The organism is Prevotella heparinolytica (assembly GCF_004342845.1).
GTDB classification, from domain to species: domain Bacteria; phylum Bacteroidota; class Bacteroidia; order Bacteroidales; family Bacteroidaceae; genus Bacteroides; species Bacteroides heparinolyticus.
Genome location: NZ_SLXB01000004.1, coordinates 60088 through 82604, shown reverse-complemented (window position 1 = coordinate 82604; position 22517 = coordinate 60088). Strand labels below are relative to the sequence as shown.

Genomic DNA, 22517 nt, shown 5'->3' with positions numbered 1-22517 from the left:
TTTACTCCCAACCAAAACAGCACAGGATGTAACTTTCTTAATAATGAAGTCTTAATAGCCGCTTTAAGTGTTTTTTCACCAATACAAATACCAAAAAGCGGTTCTTTTTCTTATTTTTGCGACATATATAATGCGCCATGAGAAACAAAGTCACCATCCTATTTCTGCTTCTGTATATATCAACCTTGTGCCACGGACAAAAAGGGAAACTTTTCACCGTAGACCGGGAGCTGTCGAGCAGCATGATAAACAGCATCTACCAAGACCGGAAAGGCATTGTATGGATGGCCACTGAAGACGGACTGAACCGCTACGACGGAAGCAAGTTCACGGCATACAAGCATCAGGAAAAGAACCCTTTCTCTTTGCAGAACAACTATACCCGCGTGCTTTTTGAAGACAGAAAGCAGCACTTCTTCGTGGGAACATTGACGGGAGTGCAAACCTACGACCGCAGTACGGAACGTTTCACCAACGTACCCATGGACTTCAACAGCAGTCCCACCGTGAGTGCCAACATATCCAGCATCATCGAACGCAAGAACGGCGACGTACTTATCGGCACATCGGGGCACGGCGTTTTCTTGCTGAACCCCGAAGCAAAGAAGATAGAAGCCCGCCAAATGCCCGACCTGCTACCCACTTTCTTCGTCAACGGACTCTACGAAGACCGCACCGAAACCTTGTGGGTAATCACCGACGACAAGGGCGTGTTCCGCATAAAGAAAGGTGGGCAGACCGCGAACTATCCAAGCGGCAAGGACTTCATGTGGCCCTCGTGCATCTGCGAAGACAACCGGGGAAACATCTACATAGGATGCCTCAAAAGAGGCTTGTTCAGATACGATTCACAGGCGGACAAGTTCGTACACATCACCCACGGAGTACACTCTTCCCTTCCCGTCAAGACCCTCACGCGCATGGGCGACAATGAGATTTATATCGGTACGGACGGAAACGGCATGAAGGTTTACAACATAAGCAGGCAGGTCGTCGAAGACAGCCGCATCATTACCTCCGCCTTCGATTCGGACAAGGCCAAAGTGCACTCCATCCTGAAAGACAAGCAAGGGAACATCTGGTTAGGATTCTTCCAGAAAGGCGTGATGGTGCTGCCTACCATCACGAACGGCTTCAAGTATATAGGCTATAAATCGTCCACGCACAACTCCATCGGTTCGGGCTGCATCATGTCCATTTGCCAAAGCCGCGACGGGACAATTTGGGTGGGGACGGACAATGACGGCATATACGGCATTCATCCCGACGGAAACCCAAAAGTACACTTTGTGCAGACGGCAGATACCGCCTACTCCGTATCGCCCACCATCATGAGCGTATACGAAGACTCCAACCAGAATCTATGGATAGGTTCCTACCGCGACGGCCTCGCCCGCCTCAATCCGCTGACCGGCCGATGCGACTACATGCACCTGCCCGACAAGAACGGGCAAAATGCCCAAAGCATCTACTGCATGGTAGAAGACAACCGCAAACAGTTGTGGATAGGTTCCATGGGAGCCGGACTCTTCCGCATGCAACTCGACACGAAAAAGGTATTCTGCTATCCTACTCCCAAAAGCGGACTGGAATACCGCACCGATGCCAACATGCTGCACAATGCTTGGATAAACTGCCTGCTGCACACCCGGAATGACAAACTCTACATAGGCACATACGATGGCTTGGGTTGCCTCGACATCGCCACCGGACACTTTGCCTCTACCCACAAGACCAACCGTTTGCTGCCGGGAATTGTCGTTTCCGCCCTATTTGAAGACGCAGACGGAGGAATATGGATAGGCACCACGCAGGGACTGAAATTCCTCGACCCAAGACAGGGAAACATTCAAGAATTTACAATGGAAGACGGGCTTCCGAGCAACTCCATATCGGCCATCAAGGCAGACAGCAACGGCAACCTGTGGATAAGCACCAACTTCGGCATCTCGCGCTTCAACCCCAAAACCAAGGTCTTTGTCAACTTCTATGCGGGCGACGGATTGCAGGGGAACGAATTCAGCAAAGGTGCTGTCTGCACCAGCGCACGCAAGGAACTGTTCTTCGGAGGAACGAACGGCATCACCTACTTCACCCCCAATAAAATAAACGACATCAACAAGAAGCCCGAAATACGCATTGTCGACTTCTACATACACGACAAAGCCGTGAGAGCCGGCATGCAATCGGGCAACCGGGACATCGTGACCACCTCCGTAACCGATGCGGAAGAGTTCCGGCTTTCATACAAAGACAACTCGTTCAGTATCGAGTTTTCGGCCATGGAATTCTACAACCCCGAACGAATCAGCTATACCTACACGCTGAACAACGGCGCTTGGGTCAGTCTGCAACCGGGCATCAACCGGGTGTCTTTCAGCGACTTGGTGCCTGGCACATACCTCTTCCGTGTGAAGGCCAAAGACTATAACAACTATTCCGAGACAAAAGAAATCAAAATCACCATCTCGCCCCCTTGGTACGAGTCACGGTGGGCCAAGATGCTCTATTTCCTCATCACGGCGGGCATTATCGCACTGATTGCCCTGCAAATCCGCCAACGCTACCGCACACGCCAAGCCATGCAGAAACATCGGCACGCTGAGCAGCTGAATGAAGCCAAACTTCAGTTCTTCATCAACATTTCTCACGAGATACGTACGCCGATGTCGCTCATCATCAGTCCCCTGCAAAAGCTGATTGAAACAGACACGGACAAAGAGCGGCAGCGGAACTACGGACTGATATACCGTAACGCCAAACGGATTCTACGGCTTGTGAACCAACTGATGGACGTGCGGAAAATAGACAAGGGACAGATGCAGCTCCGCTTCAGAGAAACGGAGATTGTGAGTTTCGTGCAAGACCTTTATCACACGTTCGAGCACCTTGCCACGGCCAAACACATTAAACTGAACTTCCGCCCCGAAGTAGAGGAGCTGATGGCGTTCATCGACTCGAATAACTTCGACAAGGTCATCATGAACATCCTCTCCAACGCCTTTAAGTACACACCCGAAGGAGGGAACATAGACATTGACCTGCACACGGGCGAAGATCTCGAAGCACCCTCCGCCGCCATGCGCCACTACTTTGAGATCGTTGTAAAGGACAGCGGAATCGGCATCAAGGAGAATGAAGAGAAGCATATCTTCGATCGCTTCTACCAGATACAGAACAACCAGAATGAATCGAACATGGGCACGGGTATCGGCCTGCACCTGACACGCTCGTTAGTGGAACTGCATCACGGCACAATAGAGGTGCGGAACAACAGCGATACACCGGGATGTAGCTTCATCATACGCCTGCCACTGGGGAAAGCGCACCTTAGCGAGTCGGAAATAGAAGACACCATTGCCGAACCCACCCACCACGCAGATGCGCTGGCTGCCCCTCTCGCACCTGCCGAGCCGGAAGAGAACGACGGTAAACCGACCAAGACCAAACACCGCATATTAGTGGCAGAGGACGACGAGGAGATACGCCGTTACATCCGCCGTGAACTGGGTTCTGACTTCCACGTGCAGGAATGTACCAACGGGAAAGAGGCACTTGCCCTTGTGCACGACCGAATGCCCGACTTGATAATCAGCGATGTGATGATGCCCGAAATGGACGGCATGACGCTTTGCCGGAAAGTGAAGAGCAACATCCACCTCAACCACATCCCCGTCATCCTGCTTACCGCCAAGAATAGGGAAGAGGATAATATAGAAGGGCTCAGCATAGGGGCGGATGCTTATATCACAAAGCCATTCAACATTGAAATCGTGCGGCAAACCGCCTTTAACCTTATCAAGAACCGGGAAGTACTGAAGAATAACTTCCAAGGCAACCAAGAGCAGGAGAAGCACATCCGGACACCCGAATTGGAGTCGCCTGACGAACGTCTGCTGAACAGAATCATGAAAGTCATCAACGAGCAACTAAGCAACCCGGAGCTGAACGTGGAAATGATTGCCGAAACCGTCGGTATCAGCCGCGTGCATCTGCACAGAAAGCTGAAGGAGCTGACCAACCAGACTACCCGCGACCTGATACGGAACGTGCGACTGAAACAGGCGGCAACTCTGTTGGCCGGCAAGAAGCACAGCATCAACGAAGTTGCCACACTGACGGGATTTACGAATGTCGCCTACTTCTCTACGGTTTTCAAGGAGCTTTACGGTGTGTCGCCCAGCTCCTATATGGAAAAGACACGGGAGTGAGGCCCTTTAATCCGAAATCTCATCTTCTAACCTGAAATAATCGAAATCGACGTGTCCGCCTGCCTTTCGGGTGGCGTAATTGAATAGGGCGAAGCGATAGCCCATAAAGTGAGGCATGGTGTACGACATCTGCAAGGTGTTTCCTATCAGTGTCCATGTGCTGCCGTCCGTGCTATAATAGAAACGTCCTTTATCCGTCCGGTTTCTGAAGTCGCATTCGGCCTTGAGGTAAACCGCCTTTCCGTTTAAGGGCAGGCTTTCCACTTCCACCGGTTCGTCCGCCTCCCCGTTCACCATCACGATGCGTTTCTTGCCGCCTACCACCTTCACACCCACTTGTCCGTACTTGCGCTGGAAGAGTGAGAGTCCGGCAAAGTCGCCTTCCTTCATGCCGGTGACATCCATGCGCACGAAGCCGGAGCAAACCGGACCGATGGTGCGCTGCGTCAATGTGTTCTTGGCTTGCATGAAAGAAGTCTCCACACGTCCGGTGGTCAGGCGCAGGTAGCCTTTGCGGGCAGTGACCGACCACAGTGCATTGTCGGGATTATGATTCCACTGCCACACAAGCGGCAACGCAGCCTCGCCGGGTTTCCGTGCGAAGTCGTCGGAACAGACAATGCCCGGCATCAGGCCTTTGCTTGCCGGAAGTTCCAGTTCGTCGGGAGCTACGCCGTTGACGCCAAACACCGGCCAGCCGTCTTCCCACCTAACAGGCACCAAATAAGGAATGCGTCCCACGGCACCGCAGTCCTGAAACAGGTAGGCAAACCAGCGCCCGTCGGGCGTATCTATCAGTCCACCCTGCGCAATGCCGCGATCCCGAAAGGCGACCTTCCCCTCATACGGGCCGTTGATACTATCGGCACGATGCACCAACACAGTGCGCATGCCGCCGCGAGGCCAGACGATGTTGATCAGATAGTACTTGCCGTTCACCTTGAAGAGTTGCGAACCTTCGGCGCCCAGCATAATCCGGTCGCCTGCCGGAGCGCTGGCATTCTCCAGCAATACGCGTTCGGTGCCCGGCTTCAGACCCGATAGGTCTGCTTCCAACTCGGCAATGAACAGCTTGCCGTTGCCGTATATCAGGTAGATGCGCCCGTCATCGTCAAAGAAAAAGGTATGGTCGTGGCAGGAGGGCGAGAACTCGATGCGCTTCCACGGACCTTTCTCTATATCTGCGGTGACAAAGAAATAGGTCTTGCCGGTGGTCTGCGCAAAAGTGGATACGTAATACATTCCTTTATGGTGGCGGATGCAGCTTGCCCACGACCCGCGTCCGTAGGTGTTCTGTCCGCCGTCCAGATTCATGGTCGGCAATTCGCCGGTCAGGACGTCGCAGGCATAGTTCACCAACTCCCAGTTGGCAAGGTCTTTCGATTTCATGATAGGTACACCCGGCACCATGTGCATCGTAGTGCTGCTCATATAATAAGTGTCGCCCACACGCACCATCGACATGTCGGGCACATCGGCATAAATCAACGGGTTCGTTGCCCTTTGTTGTGCATGCAGCAGTGTGCCGCCCGATAGTACGCATAAGAGTAAAAGTATTCTGAATATGTTCATCGCAATAAAGGTAATGGTCTATTTAAACAGATTCGGCAGGAACTCATTCAGGCATCTGCGCCAAGTAAGCCATTCGTGCGCTGTGCCTTGCGACTCATACGAAGCTACGCGAATGCCCATGTCGCGGAGCGATTTCACCAATTGTGCGGTTCCCATGTTTTCTTCGGTTCCGCATCCGAGGAACAAGCAGTGCACCTTCTTGTTGAAAGCGGCGGCATCGGTAAATACCCCGTTAAAAGCGTCTTCTACATTCAAGCCGAAGATGGCGCCGCTGAAACCTCCGATATAGGAGAACTTATCCAGATTGGTCAGCGTGATGTCGAACGTCTGCTTACCTCCCCAAGACAATCCCGCCATGGCGCGATGCTCGCGGTCGGTATAGGTGCGGAACGTTTTGTCTATCATAGGGATGAGGTCGTTTATCATCAGCTTGGCAAAAGAAGCGCCATACAGGTTGCGTTCTTCGTTCACATCCTTGCCGGGACGGGGACGGAAGCCCACTTCCACATCGCCGCTCTCCATCACCACGATCATCGGCACGCACTTTCCTTCGGCAATCTGGTTGTCCATAATGTTGTACATCAGTCCTTGTGTGCTCCAGCCGGTCTCGTCTTCGCCCATGCCGTGTTGCAGGTAGAGCACCGGATAGCGCTTCTTGGGCTTCGTTTCGTATTCGGCAGGCGTATATACCACACAACGGCGGAAACGCTGCTGCGTCTCAGAGTAGTACGTGCATGTGCGCACCTGTCCGTGGGGCACGTGCTGCGTGCGATAGTAATTACCCTCTTCTCCTTCGGGCACTTCGATGCCACCTGCCATGCGGCTGCACCCAAAGAAAGTAGTGGTCATGGGGTCGATGACGGAAAAACCGTCCACCAACAGGAAGTAGTAGTGGAAACCTACCACCAACGGCTCGGTCTTGACTGTCCACCAGCCGTTTTCATCCTTGCTCATATCGTACTTCTTGCCGCATATATCCACCTGAAGACGCTTCACGTGAGGCGAATGAATGCGGAAATAAGCACGGTTTTCTTTATCTAACCGGGGAAAGTCGCACCCGTGCATGTTGGTAGAAGCAGGCGTCGTGCTCTTCATTATCTCTTCCGCCGTAATCAGCTCCTTGCCCATCAGCTTCAACATTTGCTCGGCATAGCGACGTCCCAACACCCGATAGCCGGCAGCATCGAAATGCAGGTGGTCGGCGGCACAGCTCAAGCCTTTGGAAGAGACAACGGCAGCATTCTTAATTACTTGCGGTAGGGTGGCGATAATCGGGTTCATGCTTGCACACACGCCTCCGTGGTCGGCATTGACCACTTCGCCTGCGAGCAAAGGCACCTCTTCGGCCTTCAGGTTCAAATCGGCCAACAAACTCTCATAAACGCTCTTTACTTTCTGCGGCCAATCCTGCTCACCGGTGTTCGATTCGCCTTGATGCAGCAGGATGCCCTTTATCACGCCGTCTTTCTGGGCAATCTTGGCCATCTCCACCAAGCGGCCGTACGGGTCGTTGTCATACGCCTTCAATATACCGGCCATCCAGTCGGGAGCTGTCTTGACGTACGCCTCACGCTTGTCTTTCTGGAAAAGTTCTATCCTGCAACCTCCAACGGCCACGTGCACCACACCTATCCGCACGTTTTCCGGAAGATTCTCCACCATTGTCCGCCCGAAGTAATCGGCAGGCGTCAACCCCGTATTAGGGCGGCACAGCGGGGCACGGGCGGGATACCAGTTGCCCTTCACTCTGCCCAATTCTTTGTTGTCTACCGCCGACAGTATCTGAAAACGCGGATTGACCAATGTGTCTTGTGCTTCATAATGTGCACTACCTTCCATGTTCGATTGTCCGAGACACAGATAAACGTAAAAATTCTCGTCTTGCGCAAAAGCCTCGGCTCCTGCCAAGAATAACCCCACCCACAAAAGGACGGAAAATAAAACCTTTTTCATGTCATATAGATTATTGATTCGCCATCACGACCTCTCCGTTGCCGGAAATCGTTTGTTGTATATCTCTGTATCATGCTCTTGTTCTGCGTTCTGCCTCTCAAGGAGGAGGTTCCTTTTTCAGGCAATCGCAGCCCTTTTGTCAAACACCGGTGTTTGAGCCGACAGGCACTTGTGTTTGAGCTGACAGACACAAGTGTTTTGAAGGCAGACACCGATGCCCTGCAAAACGGCCTCTTGCCGGCCTTTTTTCTGCACCTCATCTTTCGGGAAAGATAATCCGGTATTGCCCGCTCAGGTGCATGAAAGCAAACAGCCGGAGCAGTCCGTCGTAATAGGCATCGAAATAGCCGTCTTCATAAGGCACATGTCTTGCATTCCAAAGGCGGTCTACGAACTCACGGCTCTTGCAATGAGTGACGGTCAGCGACACGGCTGCGGCAGTGGCCACCAGCCCCAAGGAGTGGCGTAACTTTTTATATCCCCCGGCATCCAAAATCTCCTTTACCTGCGTGCCGTCCACATTATACTGATCTACAAAAGTGTCTATGCCCTCGTTGTAGAAGAAGTTCTGTATCTTGTTCCCGTACTGTTGCTGCCATTTGGCATCTTCGCATGCCCAAGAATAATCCAACGCAATGTTCATGGGTACACGCCAAGAGTCGAAACGGAAAGCATCGCCGATGATGCGGTTGCCGCCCAGCAATGTACCGTCGTAATTGTTATAGTCGGGGTTGAGTCCCGTCACGGGGTGAATGCTGCGGTGCAGATACTCCCTGCTCTGCCGGGCGCACTCGCGCCAGAAGCCTGCCCGTCCGTCGTCCGCCCATCTTGCCCATACCTCGTAGAAGGCAGGCAGGTGATAGGAGGGGTCGGTGAAGCTCCCGCCCCACGGATCGGGCGTAAAGGTTATCAGCTTACGCTCCGTATGGATGAAAGGCACCACACGATCCATTCCGGTCTTCTGCATGGAGCAGTCCAGTATGTGCCGGGCTTCAGCCAGATAGTCGATGCCTGTATCGTTTCCCCAACGGTTGGAGGCGAAGATGAGCGACGTGACGTAATAGAACTCGCCATCCGAGGCCGGACCTTGTGCGTTGCGCGTACCGTCGGTCTTGCAGCTCCATGCAAAGTATCCTTTCATCGGGCCTGACTGATGCTGCATGTATTTCTTTCCCCAACGCCAGAGGCGGTCGAAGATATCCTTGCGGTCGAACTGCACGGCAATCATCAGTCCGTAGGACATGCCCTCCGTGCGCACGTCGTGGTTCTTGACATCGCTGATGTAGGCCATCGAATCGCCCACTTCAAAATAGACTTTGTCAGGTCCGTAGAAGATGCCGTCGAATGCCTCTTTCAGTTTGGCGTCGATGTCGGCCTGCTTGTATCCCATCTCGGCGAACAGGTTGCGGTACTGCCTCGTCTCGAACGCGCCGGCTTCCCACGGAAGGGCATCGAAACCTATCCAATCCACTTCCACCTTTCCGCCTTTCTGAAGCGAGATGTGCAGATCATGTATTCCCTGCGGAGCCGAGGCCACAGCCACACAGCTCTCTGTCCACTCCTTGCTGCGCGGGATGGGCACAGACGCTATCAACTTTCCGTCCTTTCCGCCTGCCCGCACTTGCAGCACATTGGCAGAGAACGAACGGGCGCGTACCGTCAGCCTCTCCACCTTTTCATTGCCGAAGTCCACCCGGTCGTATTGCAGCCACGCATTCTTTCTGCTGAAGACCGCTTTCCACCCCCGGAATTTATCGGCCTCGTCCAAGAATGCGATGGAGACTCCGGCGGGAGCCGTACGGCTGTAACGGTCTATCTGGATTCTGGTACGGGCATCCGTGATTCCTACCCCACGCAGAGTGGGAATTACTTTGCGTATCGTTCCGTCCTCATTGAAAGAGAGCGAATCTACCCGCACCGAACGGTTTTTATCGAACTGCGGCGAATAGTCGTTATGATGATAAAATAGATACCATTGTCCCTGATACTCCACGATGGAGTGGTGGTTTGTCCAGCATCCGGTAGGGGATTGGTCCATGATGATTCCTTTAAACTCGAAAGGTCCCATCGGATGGTCGCCCATGGCATAGGCCAATGTTTCGGTCTTGTCCTGCACCCACGGGAAAGTGTAATAATACTTGCCGCCGCGCTCAAAGACGAAAGGGCCTTCCTTGAACCCATCGGGCAACTTCTGCACTTGCACGGGTTCGGAAGCCAGTTCCAGCATATTGTCTTTCAGCTTTGCCATCCACATGCCACCGCCTGCCCAATAGATGTAGCTCTGCCCGTCCTTGTCGGTCAGCACACAAGGGTCGATGCCCCTCACGCCTTCTATGGCACGCATCTGTGGAATAAAAGGACCGTATGGTTTATCGCTCACAGCCACTCCCACGGCAAAGCCCCTCTCTCCGCCACGTGGCGTGGATGGGAAATAGAAGTAGTACTTGCCATCCTTAAAGACGCAGTCGGGCGCCCACATGGAATACGATTCGGGCTGCACCCACGGGACACGCTCCTGACTGACGATGACGCCGTGGTCTTTCCAGTCGGTCAGGTTTTCGGAGGAAAACACATGATAGTCGGCCATGCAGAACCACTCCTTCAGCCGCTCTATGGGACTTGGTATGTCATGAGAAGGGTAGACGTACATCTTTCCCTCAAACACTCTGGCCGTGGGATCGGCCGAAAACTGGTCGCGGATAATGGGGTTCTGTGCCTGCGTCGCAACGAACGTCAGGCACAGAAAGGCAAATGCCGATATGATTGATTTGTTTTTCATTAGCAAAAGGGCAATGTTCGTTTTCTATTCTCAATCCATCACTATCATCTTCAGGTCTTCATCCTTGGAACTGTTGCCGTAGAACACCTCATACCGGGCACCCGGCGTCACGCGCATGGTGTTCGTGCTGTGGTCGAAGAATTCAAACGCCTCGTCCGAGAGTTGCAGCACCACGTCCTTGCTTTCGCCCGGCTTCAGGGAGACACGCTGATAAGCTTTCAGGCTCTTCAACGGTCCGTCGGTGTCGCCCACTTTACGCACGTACACCTGCACTACCTCCGTACCGGCACGCTTACCGGTGTTGCTCACGGGCACGATCAGTGTGCGTTTCGCCTTGTCCGCCCGTGCCTCGCCGAAGCTGAAGTCGGTGTAACTCAATCCGTAGCCGAAAGGAAACAACGCATCGGACATATAACGATAGGTACGCCCTTTCATTGAATAATCTTCGTAATCGGGCAGTTGGTCGCTCGATTTGTAGAATGTCACCGGCAGCTTGCCCGAAGGGTTATAGTCGCCAAACAGCACGTCGGCCACCGCTTCGCCGCCCAGTTCGCCACCATACCAAGCCTGAAGGATGGCATCGCAGCTCTCCGTTTCGGGCAGCAGGGCAATGGCCGAGCCCGAGCAGTTGACCAGAATCACTTTTTTACCCGCCTCTTTCAAAGCCTTCAGAAAATTGCGCTGCACGGCAGGCAGTTCGATGTCGGTGCGGTCACCGCCCTTGAATCCGGGCAGTTCCACGGGCATCTCCTCACCCTCCAGTTGCGGAGAGATTCCTCCTACGAACACCACCGTCTCAATGCCTTTCAGCTTGACTATGCTCTGCCCGTAGTCGATATCAATCTCTTTTCCCAGATTGAACTTGAGGTTGGCCGCCCAATTCTCTACCTGTGCATACAATATCTCTATCTTATATTCTTTTCCTTTTTCCACTTGCAGCAGGGTGCGTGTATCGGTGGTACGCCACGTGCGTTCCTTGCGCATGGACTCGCCGTTGACGAACAGTTCGAAATAGCTGCATCCTTCCATGCTGAGAAGTACCTCGCCCGATTCTTTCGGTCTGAACACCGTCTCATATTTGGCAGAGAACTTTTCGAGGTTGACGCCCGGACCGAACGTATGTTGTCCGTAGGTGGTCACGTTGATGGGGCGGGTGGTGCGAAGCGAGGAAACCGGTTCGCCTGCGCGGTCGGGGTTATTCCAAAAAGTGGCCTTGATGCCGGGTCTACCGTCTATCTCGCATTGGTCGAGATAGGATTCCAGAATGCGGTTGTTCACCAAGTCGCAACCTCTCAGGTAGGTCACTTTGTTCTTGCTGAGTTTACCGCGTATGCCATCCAGAATGGTGACGGTTCGATTGGGCGTCCCGTTGTAGTTTCCCCAAAGCATGGCCTTCTCGTCGGCATTCGGACCGATAACGGCAATCTTGCCGGCAGACTTGCTCAGCGGCAGCACATTATTCTTATTCTGCAACAAAGTCATGGTTTGTCTTGACATCTCAAGAGCAAGTTTTTTGTGCGCGTCGCAATTGATGACCGATGCCGGAATCTTAGACCACGACACCAACGAGGGGTCGTCCATCTCGCCCAGCTCAAAACGGCCTTCGAGCAGGCGGAGCACATGCTTGTCTATCTCCTCTTCCGAAATCAGTCCCTGCTTCACGGCTTTGGGCAGTTCGGTGTAAGCATAGCCGAAGCCGCACTCCACATCCGTACCGGCCAACACACCTTTGGCGGCGGCATGCATGGCGGTGGACGAAGACTTGTGCGAAGTCCAGAAATCGGAGATGGCACCGCAATCCGAAACCACCATGTACTTGAAGCCCCATTCGTCGCGCAGGATTTGTTGGAGCAGACGGCTGTTGCCACAGCATGGGTCATCGTCCAGACGCTGGTAGGCACACATCACCTCGCGCACATCGGCTTTCTGCACCAATGCCTTGAAAGCAGGCAGGTAGGTCTCCCACAAGTCGCGTGGGTCTACGTTGTTCAAGTTGGCCGAGTGGCGGCTCCACTCCGGGCCGCTGTGTACGGCATAGTGCTTGGCGCAGGCCAGCAGCTTGCGGTATTTCTCGTTTTCAGGGCCTTGCAATCCCTTCACCACGGCTATTCCCATCTGCGATGTCAGGTAAGGGTCTTCGCCGTAGGTTTCCTGTCCGCGTCCCCAGCGCGGGTCGCGGAAGATGTTTACGTTGGGTGTCCATACCGAGAGGCTGTGGAAGCGTTCATCTTCCTGCCCGTTGCGCATACGCTCGTTGTACTTGGCACGCATCTCGTCGGATGTGGCGGTGAAGATGCGGAACAACAGGTCTTCGTTGAACGAGGCCGCCATTCCTATCGGTTCGGGAAACACGGTGACGTTTCTCTGATTGGCCACGCCGTGCAGCGCCTCGCTCCACCAGTTGAACTTCTTGATTCCCAGCCGGGGAATGGCTTCGGACACGTCGCACATCAGCTGCGCTTTTTCTTCCAATGTAAGACGCGAGAGCAAGTCCTTCGCTCTTTCCGTCGAACTTAAATCAGGATTCCGGTAAGGCTCTTTTTCTGCTTTCACCAGCAGGGCGCAGAGGACGCAGACAACAAATAAAAGAACTTTTTTCATGATATTTCAATTAAAGATTTTAAAACAAGGTATATCCGACCGGGGATTCCCCCGATGTTTTTCGTTCCAACGCTACGGCTCGCGCCTGCAAGGAGACTCGTTCATGAACAGATAGCTTTCTTTATAGCCTCCGTAGTCCACAACGATTTTCTCGAAGACGATGCCGGGCTCCAGAGGTTTCAGCACCAGCATATGCAATCCGGAGTCTGTTTCCGGAAGGCGCATCCGTATCTTCTTCTCCACCACCCGGCGTGCCACCGTGGGATAGAACTTGGTGTAGATGTTGGCAGGCTCTTCGTTCAGGTCGCCATTGAAGTTCACTACCTCTTCGGCGCCTCCCTCGAAAGCCACGGAATAGCGGTGCCCCTGCACATTGCTGAAAGCCAAGGTGGACTTCACCACAACGTGTACGTCGACCCATTCCTGTTCTGCCGGAAGCTGCATCCGGTAGCTCAACGACGCATTGTCCACCGCAGCGGTATAAGGCATCAAGGCTACGCCGCTCAACGTGCGCCCCATGTGCGGAATCACTTTCCATGCGGCATCGGCGGCATCTACGGCACGGTGGAAGTGCTCGGCTTCGATAGACACCACCCCGTTCTCTCCGGTGAAGGTGTATCCACCCGTAAGGCGTCCGGCGTCTGCCACACGGAACACTTCCGGCTGCACGTCGGCCGGGAAGTCATCGTTCCACGAGGTGTATCCGATGTGCTTCTGCGTCATGATGCCCTTCCACTTGCCGCCCGACATCACCTCATTGTAGTCGCGGCACAGTTCGGCGTCGCGTTTAAAAGCACGCTCCACCCGCTCCGCCCACTCGTTGGCCTGCGGATTGTTCTCCTTATAACCTGAGTTCGATGTAAAAAGAGACTCCGCCTATACAAAAAACGCTCCCGGAGGGGTCAATCAGTGGTGCCAAGTCTCGTATATGCGACGTGTGTGGTCTCGTATATGCGACGTGTGTAGTCTCGTATATGCGACGTGCATGGTCTCGTATATGCGACGTTCAGCACCTCATATATGCGAGGAAAACGGCAAGATATATACAAGTATTTAACAGGCATATAACATCTTGTTTTATACCGAATTCAGGTTCCTTATAGAGTTTATGGTTCATGGCTTGGGCATAGTACATCTCATAAAGGTTTGCCATGGCCTGCACGGGGAAGAGGATGAGCTGTTTGTAAGCATCCTTGTAGGCCGGTTTCAGCGAGATGTATTGCCTCAAGGCTTCGGCTTCCAGCTTCAGGAACTCGTCCGACACTTGTTTCCATTCGCCCGTTTCAAGGTTGTAGGTGTTGCGGTCCAGCATCTCGGGCGTGACACGTCCGCTGTATTTGCAGTAAAGGTTGAGGATGCGCGCTGCCTCTTCGGCCTGCTCTTGGCCGAACTGGGCGGCGCAGAACCGCTCGGTATGCTCCAGCAGGTTGTCGGCGTTGTAGCTTCGTGGGTTCCATGCCATATCCAAGAACAATGTGATGGGATATTCCATCGGCTTGATGTCGCCCACGTTCAGCACCCAGAGTTTGTCCACGCCATAGTCGTAGGTCAGGCGCATCTGTTCCCACAGGTTCTGAATGGGGGTCACGTTGAGCCACTTGGTGTTGCGGGGCGCACCCACATAGTCCACGTGGTAGTACATGCCCCATCCTCCCGGATGCTTCCGCCCTTCGGCATCAGGCAGACGGCGCACATTCCCCCAGTTGTCGTCGCACACCAGCATGATGACATCTTTGGGCGGACGCAGACCCATGTCGTAGTATTTCTGCACCTCCTTATAGATGGCCCATACCTGCGGACGCTTCTCGGCCGGCTTTCCCGTCACCTCCTTGATGATGCGGCGCTGGTTCTTGAATATCTGCTCCATGAGGCGCATGTTCTCCTTGTAGCGTGCCACGTATTCGTGGTCTTTACCCTCTTCGCCACCCATCGGGGCATCGCCGTCGCCACGCATCCCTATGGTGATGAGGTCTTCGGTAGAGGCTGCTCTTTCCATCCCCTCACGGAAGAAGCGGTCTATCACCTCCCGGTTGGAGGCGTAATCCCATGCCCCGTATTCCTTGCGTTTCCTTACCCACTCCTGATGGTTGCGTGCCATCGGTTCGTGGTGAGAGGTGCCTACGATGATTCCCATTTCATCGGCCAGCACGCTGTTCATCGGGTCGTCGGCATAGAAGGCCGATGCCCACATGGCAGGCCACAGGAAATTGGCTTTGAGCCGTAGCAGCAGCTCGTAGACATGTTCGTACATCTTGCTGTTGAACCCGCCGAACTTCCCGGTGGCCCAGCTGCCCAGACAGGGCCATTCGTCGTTGATGAACAGGCCCCGGTACTTCACGGCCGGTTCGCCATCGGTGTACACACCTCTTTTTATATGGATTGCATCGTGTTGTTCTGCAGGGACATCCATCCACCAATACCAAGGCGAAACTCCTATACGGGCAGAGAGTTCGTAGATGCCGTAGATGGTGCCGCGCTTGTCGCTTCCGGCAATGAGCAGTATTTCTTCCTCCGATTCAGGAAGCGGCGCACGAAGGGTGGTGATGAGAAATTTCTCGTTTTTGCCTTCCAACACGCCGGCTTCTATCCCGGCGGCTTTCATCAGCCGACGAACGAGCGGACTCTTGTCCCACGAGCCCACTACAATGCGTACGTCTTTTCCGGCCTCTGTCACCAAACGGGGCTTTGCCGCCGTCACCCTCTCGAAGTCGGCCTGCAAATTGCCCACTGCCCTCAACACGCCCTTATGTTCCGCCCCGTCGCACCAAATGGCGAACGATTTGCTTTGCGGAGTGACCAGCGCGAAACTTCCGCCATCGGGTTGGAAAGAGACCCATCTATCGGTTGCCCTCAAAAAAGTGGCCTGCGCGGAAAGCATCCACAGCAGCATCAGCGTAATCATTTTCTTCATACTCAATATCTTGTTCTTTCAGACGGAGGCAAAGAAAAGCATTCTTTGCCAATCTGCCCCATAAACATGTTTCAAAAACTTTTGCTGATGTTACATATCGCACTTAATGACCTGTGAAGCAAGCTGTAGGCTGTTTTTTTTCGGCAGACAGGCCTGCTTCAATAAGCCAATCCGCACCGCCGCACCGAACGGGGAAAACGAGTATGCTTTCGGAGCGCATTTTTGGGGGGAAAATGACGTTTTGCAAACTTCTGTATCTCAAGCCCTTGCAAACTCCATTTTTCTTGTTCGGTGCGCATATATCCGCAGCGTGGTGCGGATATATCTCCAGCACGGTGCGGATATATGCGCACCGAACGGGATAAATATAGGTAGTTTTCCGTCCCCATAGAACACCGCTGCGCAAGACCTCCAAAAACCCGGACGGAGAGAAACAGAAAGGCGCAGACCGCACAGCCCTTCAAGGTTTCCTCCTCTGCTCGGAGGGTCTTGAAGCCGAAGCGCTCTGCGCCTCTAAAAAAAGTATGAGGGTGGCGAGGCTGTTTTATTTCGCTGCGCCGTCGATGAGTTTCCGCACGAAAGGTTTCGGACGATATTCGCGGTCGAAGAACAGCGGATAGTCCGTACGTCCACGCATCGGGAAGTTGTTCTTCCATGAGTCGCGGTCGCTCACGCCCCATGCCGTCACACGGGTCACGTAGTCGGCGTGCTTGATGAAGAGGTTCATGAACGTCTCCATGCGTGCGTTCCATTCCACCGAAACGCTGTCGGGCAAGCCATTGGGATAGGGATTCAACGTCTTCTTCTCAAAATCCACCCTGTCTGCCACGTTGGCCGAGCGGCTGATGGTGGGCAGTGCGCTCATGTCGAACTCCGTAATCATCACCTTCGCACCGGTTGCCGTATAAGCTTCCATGCTTGCCTCAAACTCCGACAGGTCGGGATAGTCCATGCCTACGTGCCCCTGCATGCCCACGGCATCGATGCGCAGGCCGCGCTTCTTCAGGTCGTTCACCAATTTCACCACCGTGGCGCGCTTGCCGGGTTCGTGCATGTTGTAGTCGTTGTAGTAGAGCTCCGCATCGGGGTCGGCCTCGTGGGCATATTGGAAAGCAAGCGGAATGAACTCCTCGCCCAATATCTCGTAGAACTTGCTCTTGCGGTACGAACCGTCTTCCATAATTGCCTCGTTCACCACGTCCCAACCGAAGATGCGGCCTTTGTAGCGGCTCACAACGGTTGTGATGTGTTCTTTCATGCGTTGCTTCAGCACTTCGGCCGAAACGTTCTTCCCGTCTTTGTCCACCAAGAACCAACGGGGGCACTGCGAGTGCCAGATAAGGCAATGTCCCGTCACCGTCATGCCGTTGTCTTCGCCGAACTTCACGAACTCGTCGGCCTGACGGAAGTCATAACGCCCCTCTTCGGGCTGAAGCACTTCGCTCTTCATGCAGTTTTCGGCCACAATGGCATTGAAATGTTTTTTCACCACCTTCACGGCATTCGTGTCTTGTCCGGACGACTGCCGCGTGTTCAACGCCGTGCCGATAAGGAACTTATCGCCTAACGCATCTTTCAACGTCGCCTCTTTCTTTACGGCTGTCTGCGCACCGCAAGCCGTCACCACGATGGCAAGCAGGCCGGCCAATACTGTTTTCTTGTTTCTCATTTTTCGTTCTTTTTTGCTTGTCGATTATTTAACCCAAACCGGTCATCAGACCGCTAAGTATTATTTATTCTTATTCTTTATATGCTCCCCGGCTGCTTTGGGGCTAATTGTTGTTCTTTGCCTCGGCATATTCCTTAAACCAATGGTATATGGGCCATGCGCATGCTTCGGGGTCGTTGAGGAAAGTGTAGTTGCCCGGCGTACCTTCCACGTCCTTGAAAGCCGCCAACTCGTGCGACTTCGTGGTGAAGAACAGCCAAGACACGTTCCCCTCGTCGTCGGCAATGCGCTTGAAGTTAGCCCCGAAGCCCTTTCCTCCCGCCACGCCGGTAATGCTCTTTCCCCAAGTGGCGTTGTACTTCTTCGGCGCCCAGTCTATCTCCGTCACCATGATGGGGGCGAAAGCCGATACCGGCCCTACCTGTGCCTTCCATCCGCGCAGGAAGCTCTCGTAACCTCCACCCACAGATGCTCCTATGCCCTCGGCACTGTCTTCTTCGGCGTCGCTGCCATACCATCCGGGATAGCAATGCACTGCAAAGCCGATGTTCTCTCCTTCGATGCGATGCTTGGCATAGCCGGCATACAAAGACTGGTAGCCCAATCCCGGCACCCAGATGACGTTGCGGCAATGCTTGCGAACCTTATTCACTATCTCCTGAAAGTACAGCTTGAGGTTCTTGAAGTACCCATCGCCCCAACTGCCGTAAGTGCCGTCAGTCCCTTTGATGTTGACAGGCTCGTTGGCCAGCTCGAACATCACGCCCGTGTTGTTCTTCAGCTTGGTATGCTGCGCCACGATGTCCCACACTTTGAGGAGGAAGAACTGATAACTGTCGCCCAACTCGATGCCCTTGTAAGGATCAGCATGCGGACATACGCCCGGCGGACGCATCACCACATACAGGCCTTTGGAGATGAAATACTCCGCCATCGGCACAAACAGCGCATCAAGGTATTTCCTGAAACGGGCTTCGGAGAAGCGTTCGTGTCCTTCGTAGCGCACGGACTTCATATCGGGGTCGTCGCTCCAGTAAGGGTCGAGGTGCATCCGCACGAAGTCGAACTTCCAGCCTACCGCCAGTATCTCGTCCACCATGCGTTTGTTGTATGCAAGGCAGGCTTGCACATCATAGTTGTTCCATGCGTTGTTGTTGAAGAAAGGGCTGTAAGTCTGCGTAAATCCATGCAGGTTGACGATTTCTCCCTTTTCGTTCTTCAAGTAACGCCCCACCACATTCAAGGCAGGCAACACGTTGGTCACTACCTCTTCCGGTTCAGGCTTCGGCTGCGGCTCTTCCACTTCCGGCTGTGGCTTGGGTTTCGGCTCAGGTGGCAGAGACTCCTCGGAACAAGCAGAAAAAAACAGGCAGAAAAAGAGGAAAAAAAAGGGAATATGCTTCATGTCTCTAAAGATAATACTTCGGTTTTCTTTGTTTAATTGATGAGGTATAGATGGTAGAAAGCGTAATGCCTTCTACCATCAAGGTTATTGATTTAAATGGTTATTTTCCAGCCAAGCCATCGGCAAAGCCTGCGTAAGTGTGTTTACGGTTGTAGTTGGCATCCCACAAACCTACGGGTTCGCCACCGCGCCAACCCGAATCGGCAGGACTGTCGGTGGCACACCACTGGGTGATGCCATATCGCTGTGCAGCAGGAATAATCTCGAAGTACTTCTTCACGATGAACTTATAGTACTCGGCCATCGCTTTGTGCTGCGCTTCGGTCATGTCTGCCGTCTTCACGCTCTTGCCGTCTTCGTTCACATAGCCCATGTCGAGTTCGGAAATCTTCACTAACTTGCCGCTTTTGGCCAGAATCTCGAACATCTTCACCACGTGCTCTTCCTTGCTCTTCTGCATGGCAGCATTGGCATGGCAGCTTACGTGCATCTGTGTGCCGATACCGTCAATCTTCGTCACGCCGTCGGATTCCCACTTCTCAATCCAGTGTACCAAACTCTTGGCTTTCTTATTGTCGTCCCAGTCGGATTCCAGATTGTAGTCGTTGATGAAGAGCTTCAACGGAGCCGTACCACCGTTTTCGGCATAATACTTGCGGGCAGCAGCTATCACGATACGTACATAGTCTTCGCTTCCCAAGTAGTCTTGCCAATAGAAGTTGTTCTTGGCATCTTCTGCCGATACGTTCTTGGCGGATTGCAAAGGATAGAAGCCTTCGCCGTCATCGCCACCGCCTGCGATGGCTTCGTTCACCACATCCCAAGTAGTGACATAACCACCCGTTGCTTTCATCATACCTTCCACCCAGTTGTTCATAGCCCATGTAAGGGTGTCTTTCTTCTCGGCAGGAGTGAGGGGGATAGTATTTCCCTTTTCCTCCGATTCCCAAACAATATTGGCAAAATAATATGTTACGGCATTTTTGTCTACGTTGAGATTAAAGGCGATAGATTTCATACCGGCACCCTCTGCCGGAATACTTCCCGTCGCTTCATAGTACTGCCACTCTTGTGTGAAATGAGGATTTTGAGGAAGCATAGCCCAATGCTTATAAGCTCCCGGTTCGCCATGACATTGTGTTGAACAATCTGCTTCAGCAGAAGCTTTATACCAAAAAGAAATTTTATATTTCTGCCCACTTGCCCATTCTTTATTAGGGGTATAAATAAAGAATTGAGTATCCCAATCTTGACTAGGATTTGCAACAGAAGTTATCTTCGTGCAATTCATACCTTCCGGACCTTGTCCTTCAATAATAGTACCGGGAACATCACTTTTCCCTTTTTCACGAACAACAAAGTTAGCCATACTTCCTCCAACCTCCATTTTACTATTCTCTACCTGATTAAGGTAATAAATGGCAGAAGCTGTACCTTCCTTACCAATTTCAAAGGAAGGCCCTTGCCAGTTATTTCCCCAACCGGTTGTAGCAGCCTCTGCAAAATCACCGTTTTTAATGAGGTTGGCGTCCGTACCATCTTTTACAAGCACAAGGTTATCAAAACAGATTGTACCGCCATGCTTTCCAAACACAAACTGCAATTTATCGTGAGTAAATGCAGCATTGAACTTCCATGTATAAGTAGCCCATTGGGTACCGATAGTATTTTCATTCAAGTATTGCACATCATTACTTCCACCCCATTGGTTCTTATTAGGACTCGCATCCCAGATGGGCCAAAGGCCGCATTGGCAAGCATCAGAAGCTTTAATGTCAACAGTCAGTGTATAGTCAGCACCGGCTTCCAATGCCACCGGAAGCGAGTAAATTGCTTGCTTATCCCAAGGATTTGCACCGGCAGTACCCGTATTGTAGACAATAAAATTATTCGCCGCATTTGGATCTACCTTAAGTTCCTTATCCTTGATCAGCGAATTCAGATACTTATTGTTCTGTTGCGAATGCCAAGCCAACGTATGCCCGTAGATAGTGAGATTTGCAGCTTTTGCCAGATTCACAAAATTGGTGACAGTAGAAAAATCCATTGCACCATTATCTCTAACCACAGAGCTATACTTCATGGCATTGCCCGCTGTCAGCTCATCGAAATTGGAACATGCCAGGGCATAAACTCCACCTTTCTCCAGAAACTGATTGACAGAAATGGCCAATCCCAGCTTAAAGTTCGGATTGCTTGCGCGGTCTACATAATTTTTCAATGCCTCGTAAGCGTTGAGGTATTCGTACTGTTCCAAAGATGCCGGTTTGTCTATTTTGTAGTCCATAATCACATCATCGGCGCAAGAGAACAATGTAGCCACAAATAATAATGATAGTAACTTTCTCATAATTCCATGTTTTTCATAACTTAATTAGCTTTATATGTAGGAGTAAACCACTCTGCCACCACGCCACGTGTTTGTACCACCAGTGTATCCTTTGTAGCATACTTCTGTGCTCCAAAATCAATGTTATACTCCAAATACATCACATCTCTGTCTTTGTTTCCAAAGCTCTTTTTCTCGCCTGCTTCCACAAACTTTCCGGAACCGGATGCTGTGTATCCGGCAGTGGCAGAGGTAATCACACATTCATTCTTATCATTGAAGGTAAGCAATAAGTCGCAAGCCAGTTTTGCCTGAGTAGATGCCACGGTGGTGGTAACGGGATAAAGCGTTTGCTTCAGACCCGACGTGGTCATTTTACATACCTCATTTTTCTCTACATCGCCGGTATGTCTTACTACCGTTGTTGTTTTTCCATTCTCGGTAATAACATCCACTCCCCTACGCAAATAAGTAGCATGCCAAGGGTTGATGAACTTTACGCAATAGAGCACATAATCTTTGGGTTGTACACTCCAATACTCCGAATTTGTGTGTGCAGGCTTATCGCCTTCAATCAGGGGAGTGCCGGCCAGTATTCTATCAGCCCCTTTTACCCCCGTCATCATCAGAGGAATTACATACGTGTTCTTCAAGGCCTTGGGATCGGCAAAGAAAGCATCAGTGAACTGTACTTCCACACCTCCCATATAGTCTCCACCATAAATAAGTTTATCACTTCCTAAGGTATAATATTCGGCAGGCATGGGCTGCACAACCGAACCATCGGGAAAATAAAGATTATCCGTCAAGGTGTTGTCCACTTTAATGTCTACCGTGATATCCTTTCCCTTATAAGCTCCACCCATTGCACCATAGATGATGCACTTACGGTCATTATCCACAGGGGTGGTTGTACTGTTTCCCAAGATCAGTGTGCGTACCGGATATTGATAGGCGAAATACACGGAAGTACCTCCCTCATAATCAGGAAACGTAACTGTTAGATTTTCGCAAGAAGCCATCAATGCCCCCACTGCCAATACTGATAATATATTAATTAGTTTCATTTCGTTCTACTTTTTTTATT

The 22517-nt window shown here is 52.3% G+C and carries 8 protein-coding genes and 3 pseudogenes; 1 reads left to right on the top strand and 10 read right to left on the bottom strand.

What is annotated here, in order from left to right:
* Positions 1-137: 137 nt before the first annotated feature.
* Entirely contained in the window at positions 138-4211 is a 4074-nt protein-coding gene (locus EV202_RS03660; protein WP_131925520.1) for a hybrid sensor histidine kinase/response regulator transcription factor, read from the top strand.
* A gap of 6 nt (positions 4212-4217) precedes the next feature.
* On the opposite strand, the gene EV202_RS03655 is transcribed toward EV202_RS03660, so the two are convergent.
* The 10 genes and pseudogenes from EV202_RS03655 to EV202_RS03610 all read right to left on the bottom strand — a co-directional run bounded on the left by EV202_RS03655 (position 4218) and on the right by EV202_RS03610 (position 22497).
* Complete coding sequence (locus EV202_RS03655; protein WP_131925518.1) at positions 4218-5783, bottom strand: glycoside hydrolase family 43 protein; 1566 nt, start codon at positions 5781-5783, stop codon at positions 4218-4220.
* Positions 5784-5801: 18 nt separating this feature from the next.
* Complete coding sequence (locus tag EV202_RS03650) at positions 5802-7736, bottom strand: sialate O-acetylesterase (protein WP_131925516.1); 1935 nt, start codon at positions 7734-7736, stop codon at positions 5802-5804.
* A 256-nt stretch (positions 7737-7992) separates the two neighbouring features.
* A complete protein-coding gene (locus EV202_RS03645) occupies positions 7993-10515 on the bottom strand; it encodes a glycosyl hydrolase family 8 (protein WP_131925514.1) in 2523 nt (840 codons plus the stop codon).
* Positions 10516-10545: 30 nt separating this feature from the next.
* A complete protein-coding gene (xyl3A, locus tag EV202_RS03640; RefSeq protein WP_131925512.1) occupies positions 10546-13116 on the bottom strand; it encodes a xylan 1,4-beta-xylosidase in 2571 nt (856 codons plus the stop codon).
* A 72-nt stretch (positions 13117-13188) separates the two neighbouring features.
* Positions 13189-13962: pseudogene (locus tag EV202_RS03635) on the bottom strand (glycosyl hydrolase 115 family protein); the annotation flags it as partial.
* Positions 13963-14218: 256 nt separating this feature from the next.
* A pseudogene (locus tag EV202_RS03630) lies at positions 14219-16027 on the bottom strand (glycosyl hydrolase 115 family protein); the annotation flags it as partial.
* A gap of 544 nt (positions 16028-16571) precedes the next feature.
* The gene (locus EV202_RS03625) at positions 16572-17696 is read right to left on the bottom strand and encodes an endo-1,4-beta-xylanase (RefSeq protein ID WP_131925506.1); all 1125 of its coding nucleotides are present in this window, start codon (positions 17694-17696) and stop codon (positions 16572-16574) included.
* Between the two features lie 121 nt (positions 17697-17817).
* Positions 17818-19101: pseudogene (locus EV202_RS03620) on the bottom strand (cellulase family glycosylhydrolase); the annotation flags it as partial.
* A gap of 100 nt (positions 19102-19201) precedes the next feature.
* Positions 19202-21451: an endo-1,4-beta-xylanase gene (locus tag EV202_RS03615; protein ID WP_131925502.1), complete on the bottom strand. Its 2250-nt coding sequence runs from the start codon at positions 21449-21451 to the stop codon at positions 19202-19204.
* Positions 21452-21471: 20 nt separating this feature from the next.
* Positions 21472-22497 (bottom strand): DUF5627 domain-containing protein, encoded by a 1026-nt coding sequence (locus EV202_RS03610; protein WP_106041008.1) that lies wholly within the window; start codon positions 22495-22497, stop codon positions 21472-21474.
* Positions 22498-22517 lie beyond the last annotated feature (20 nt).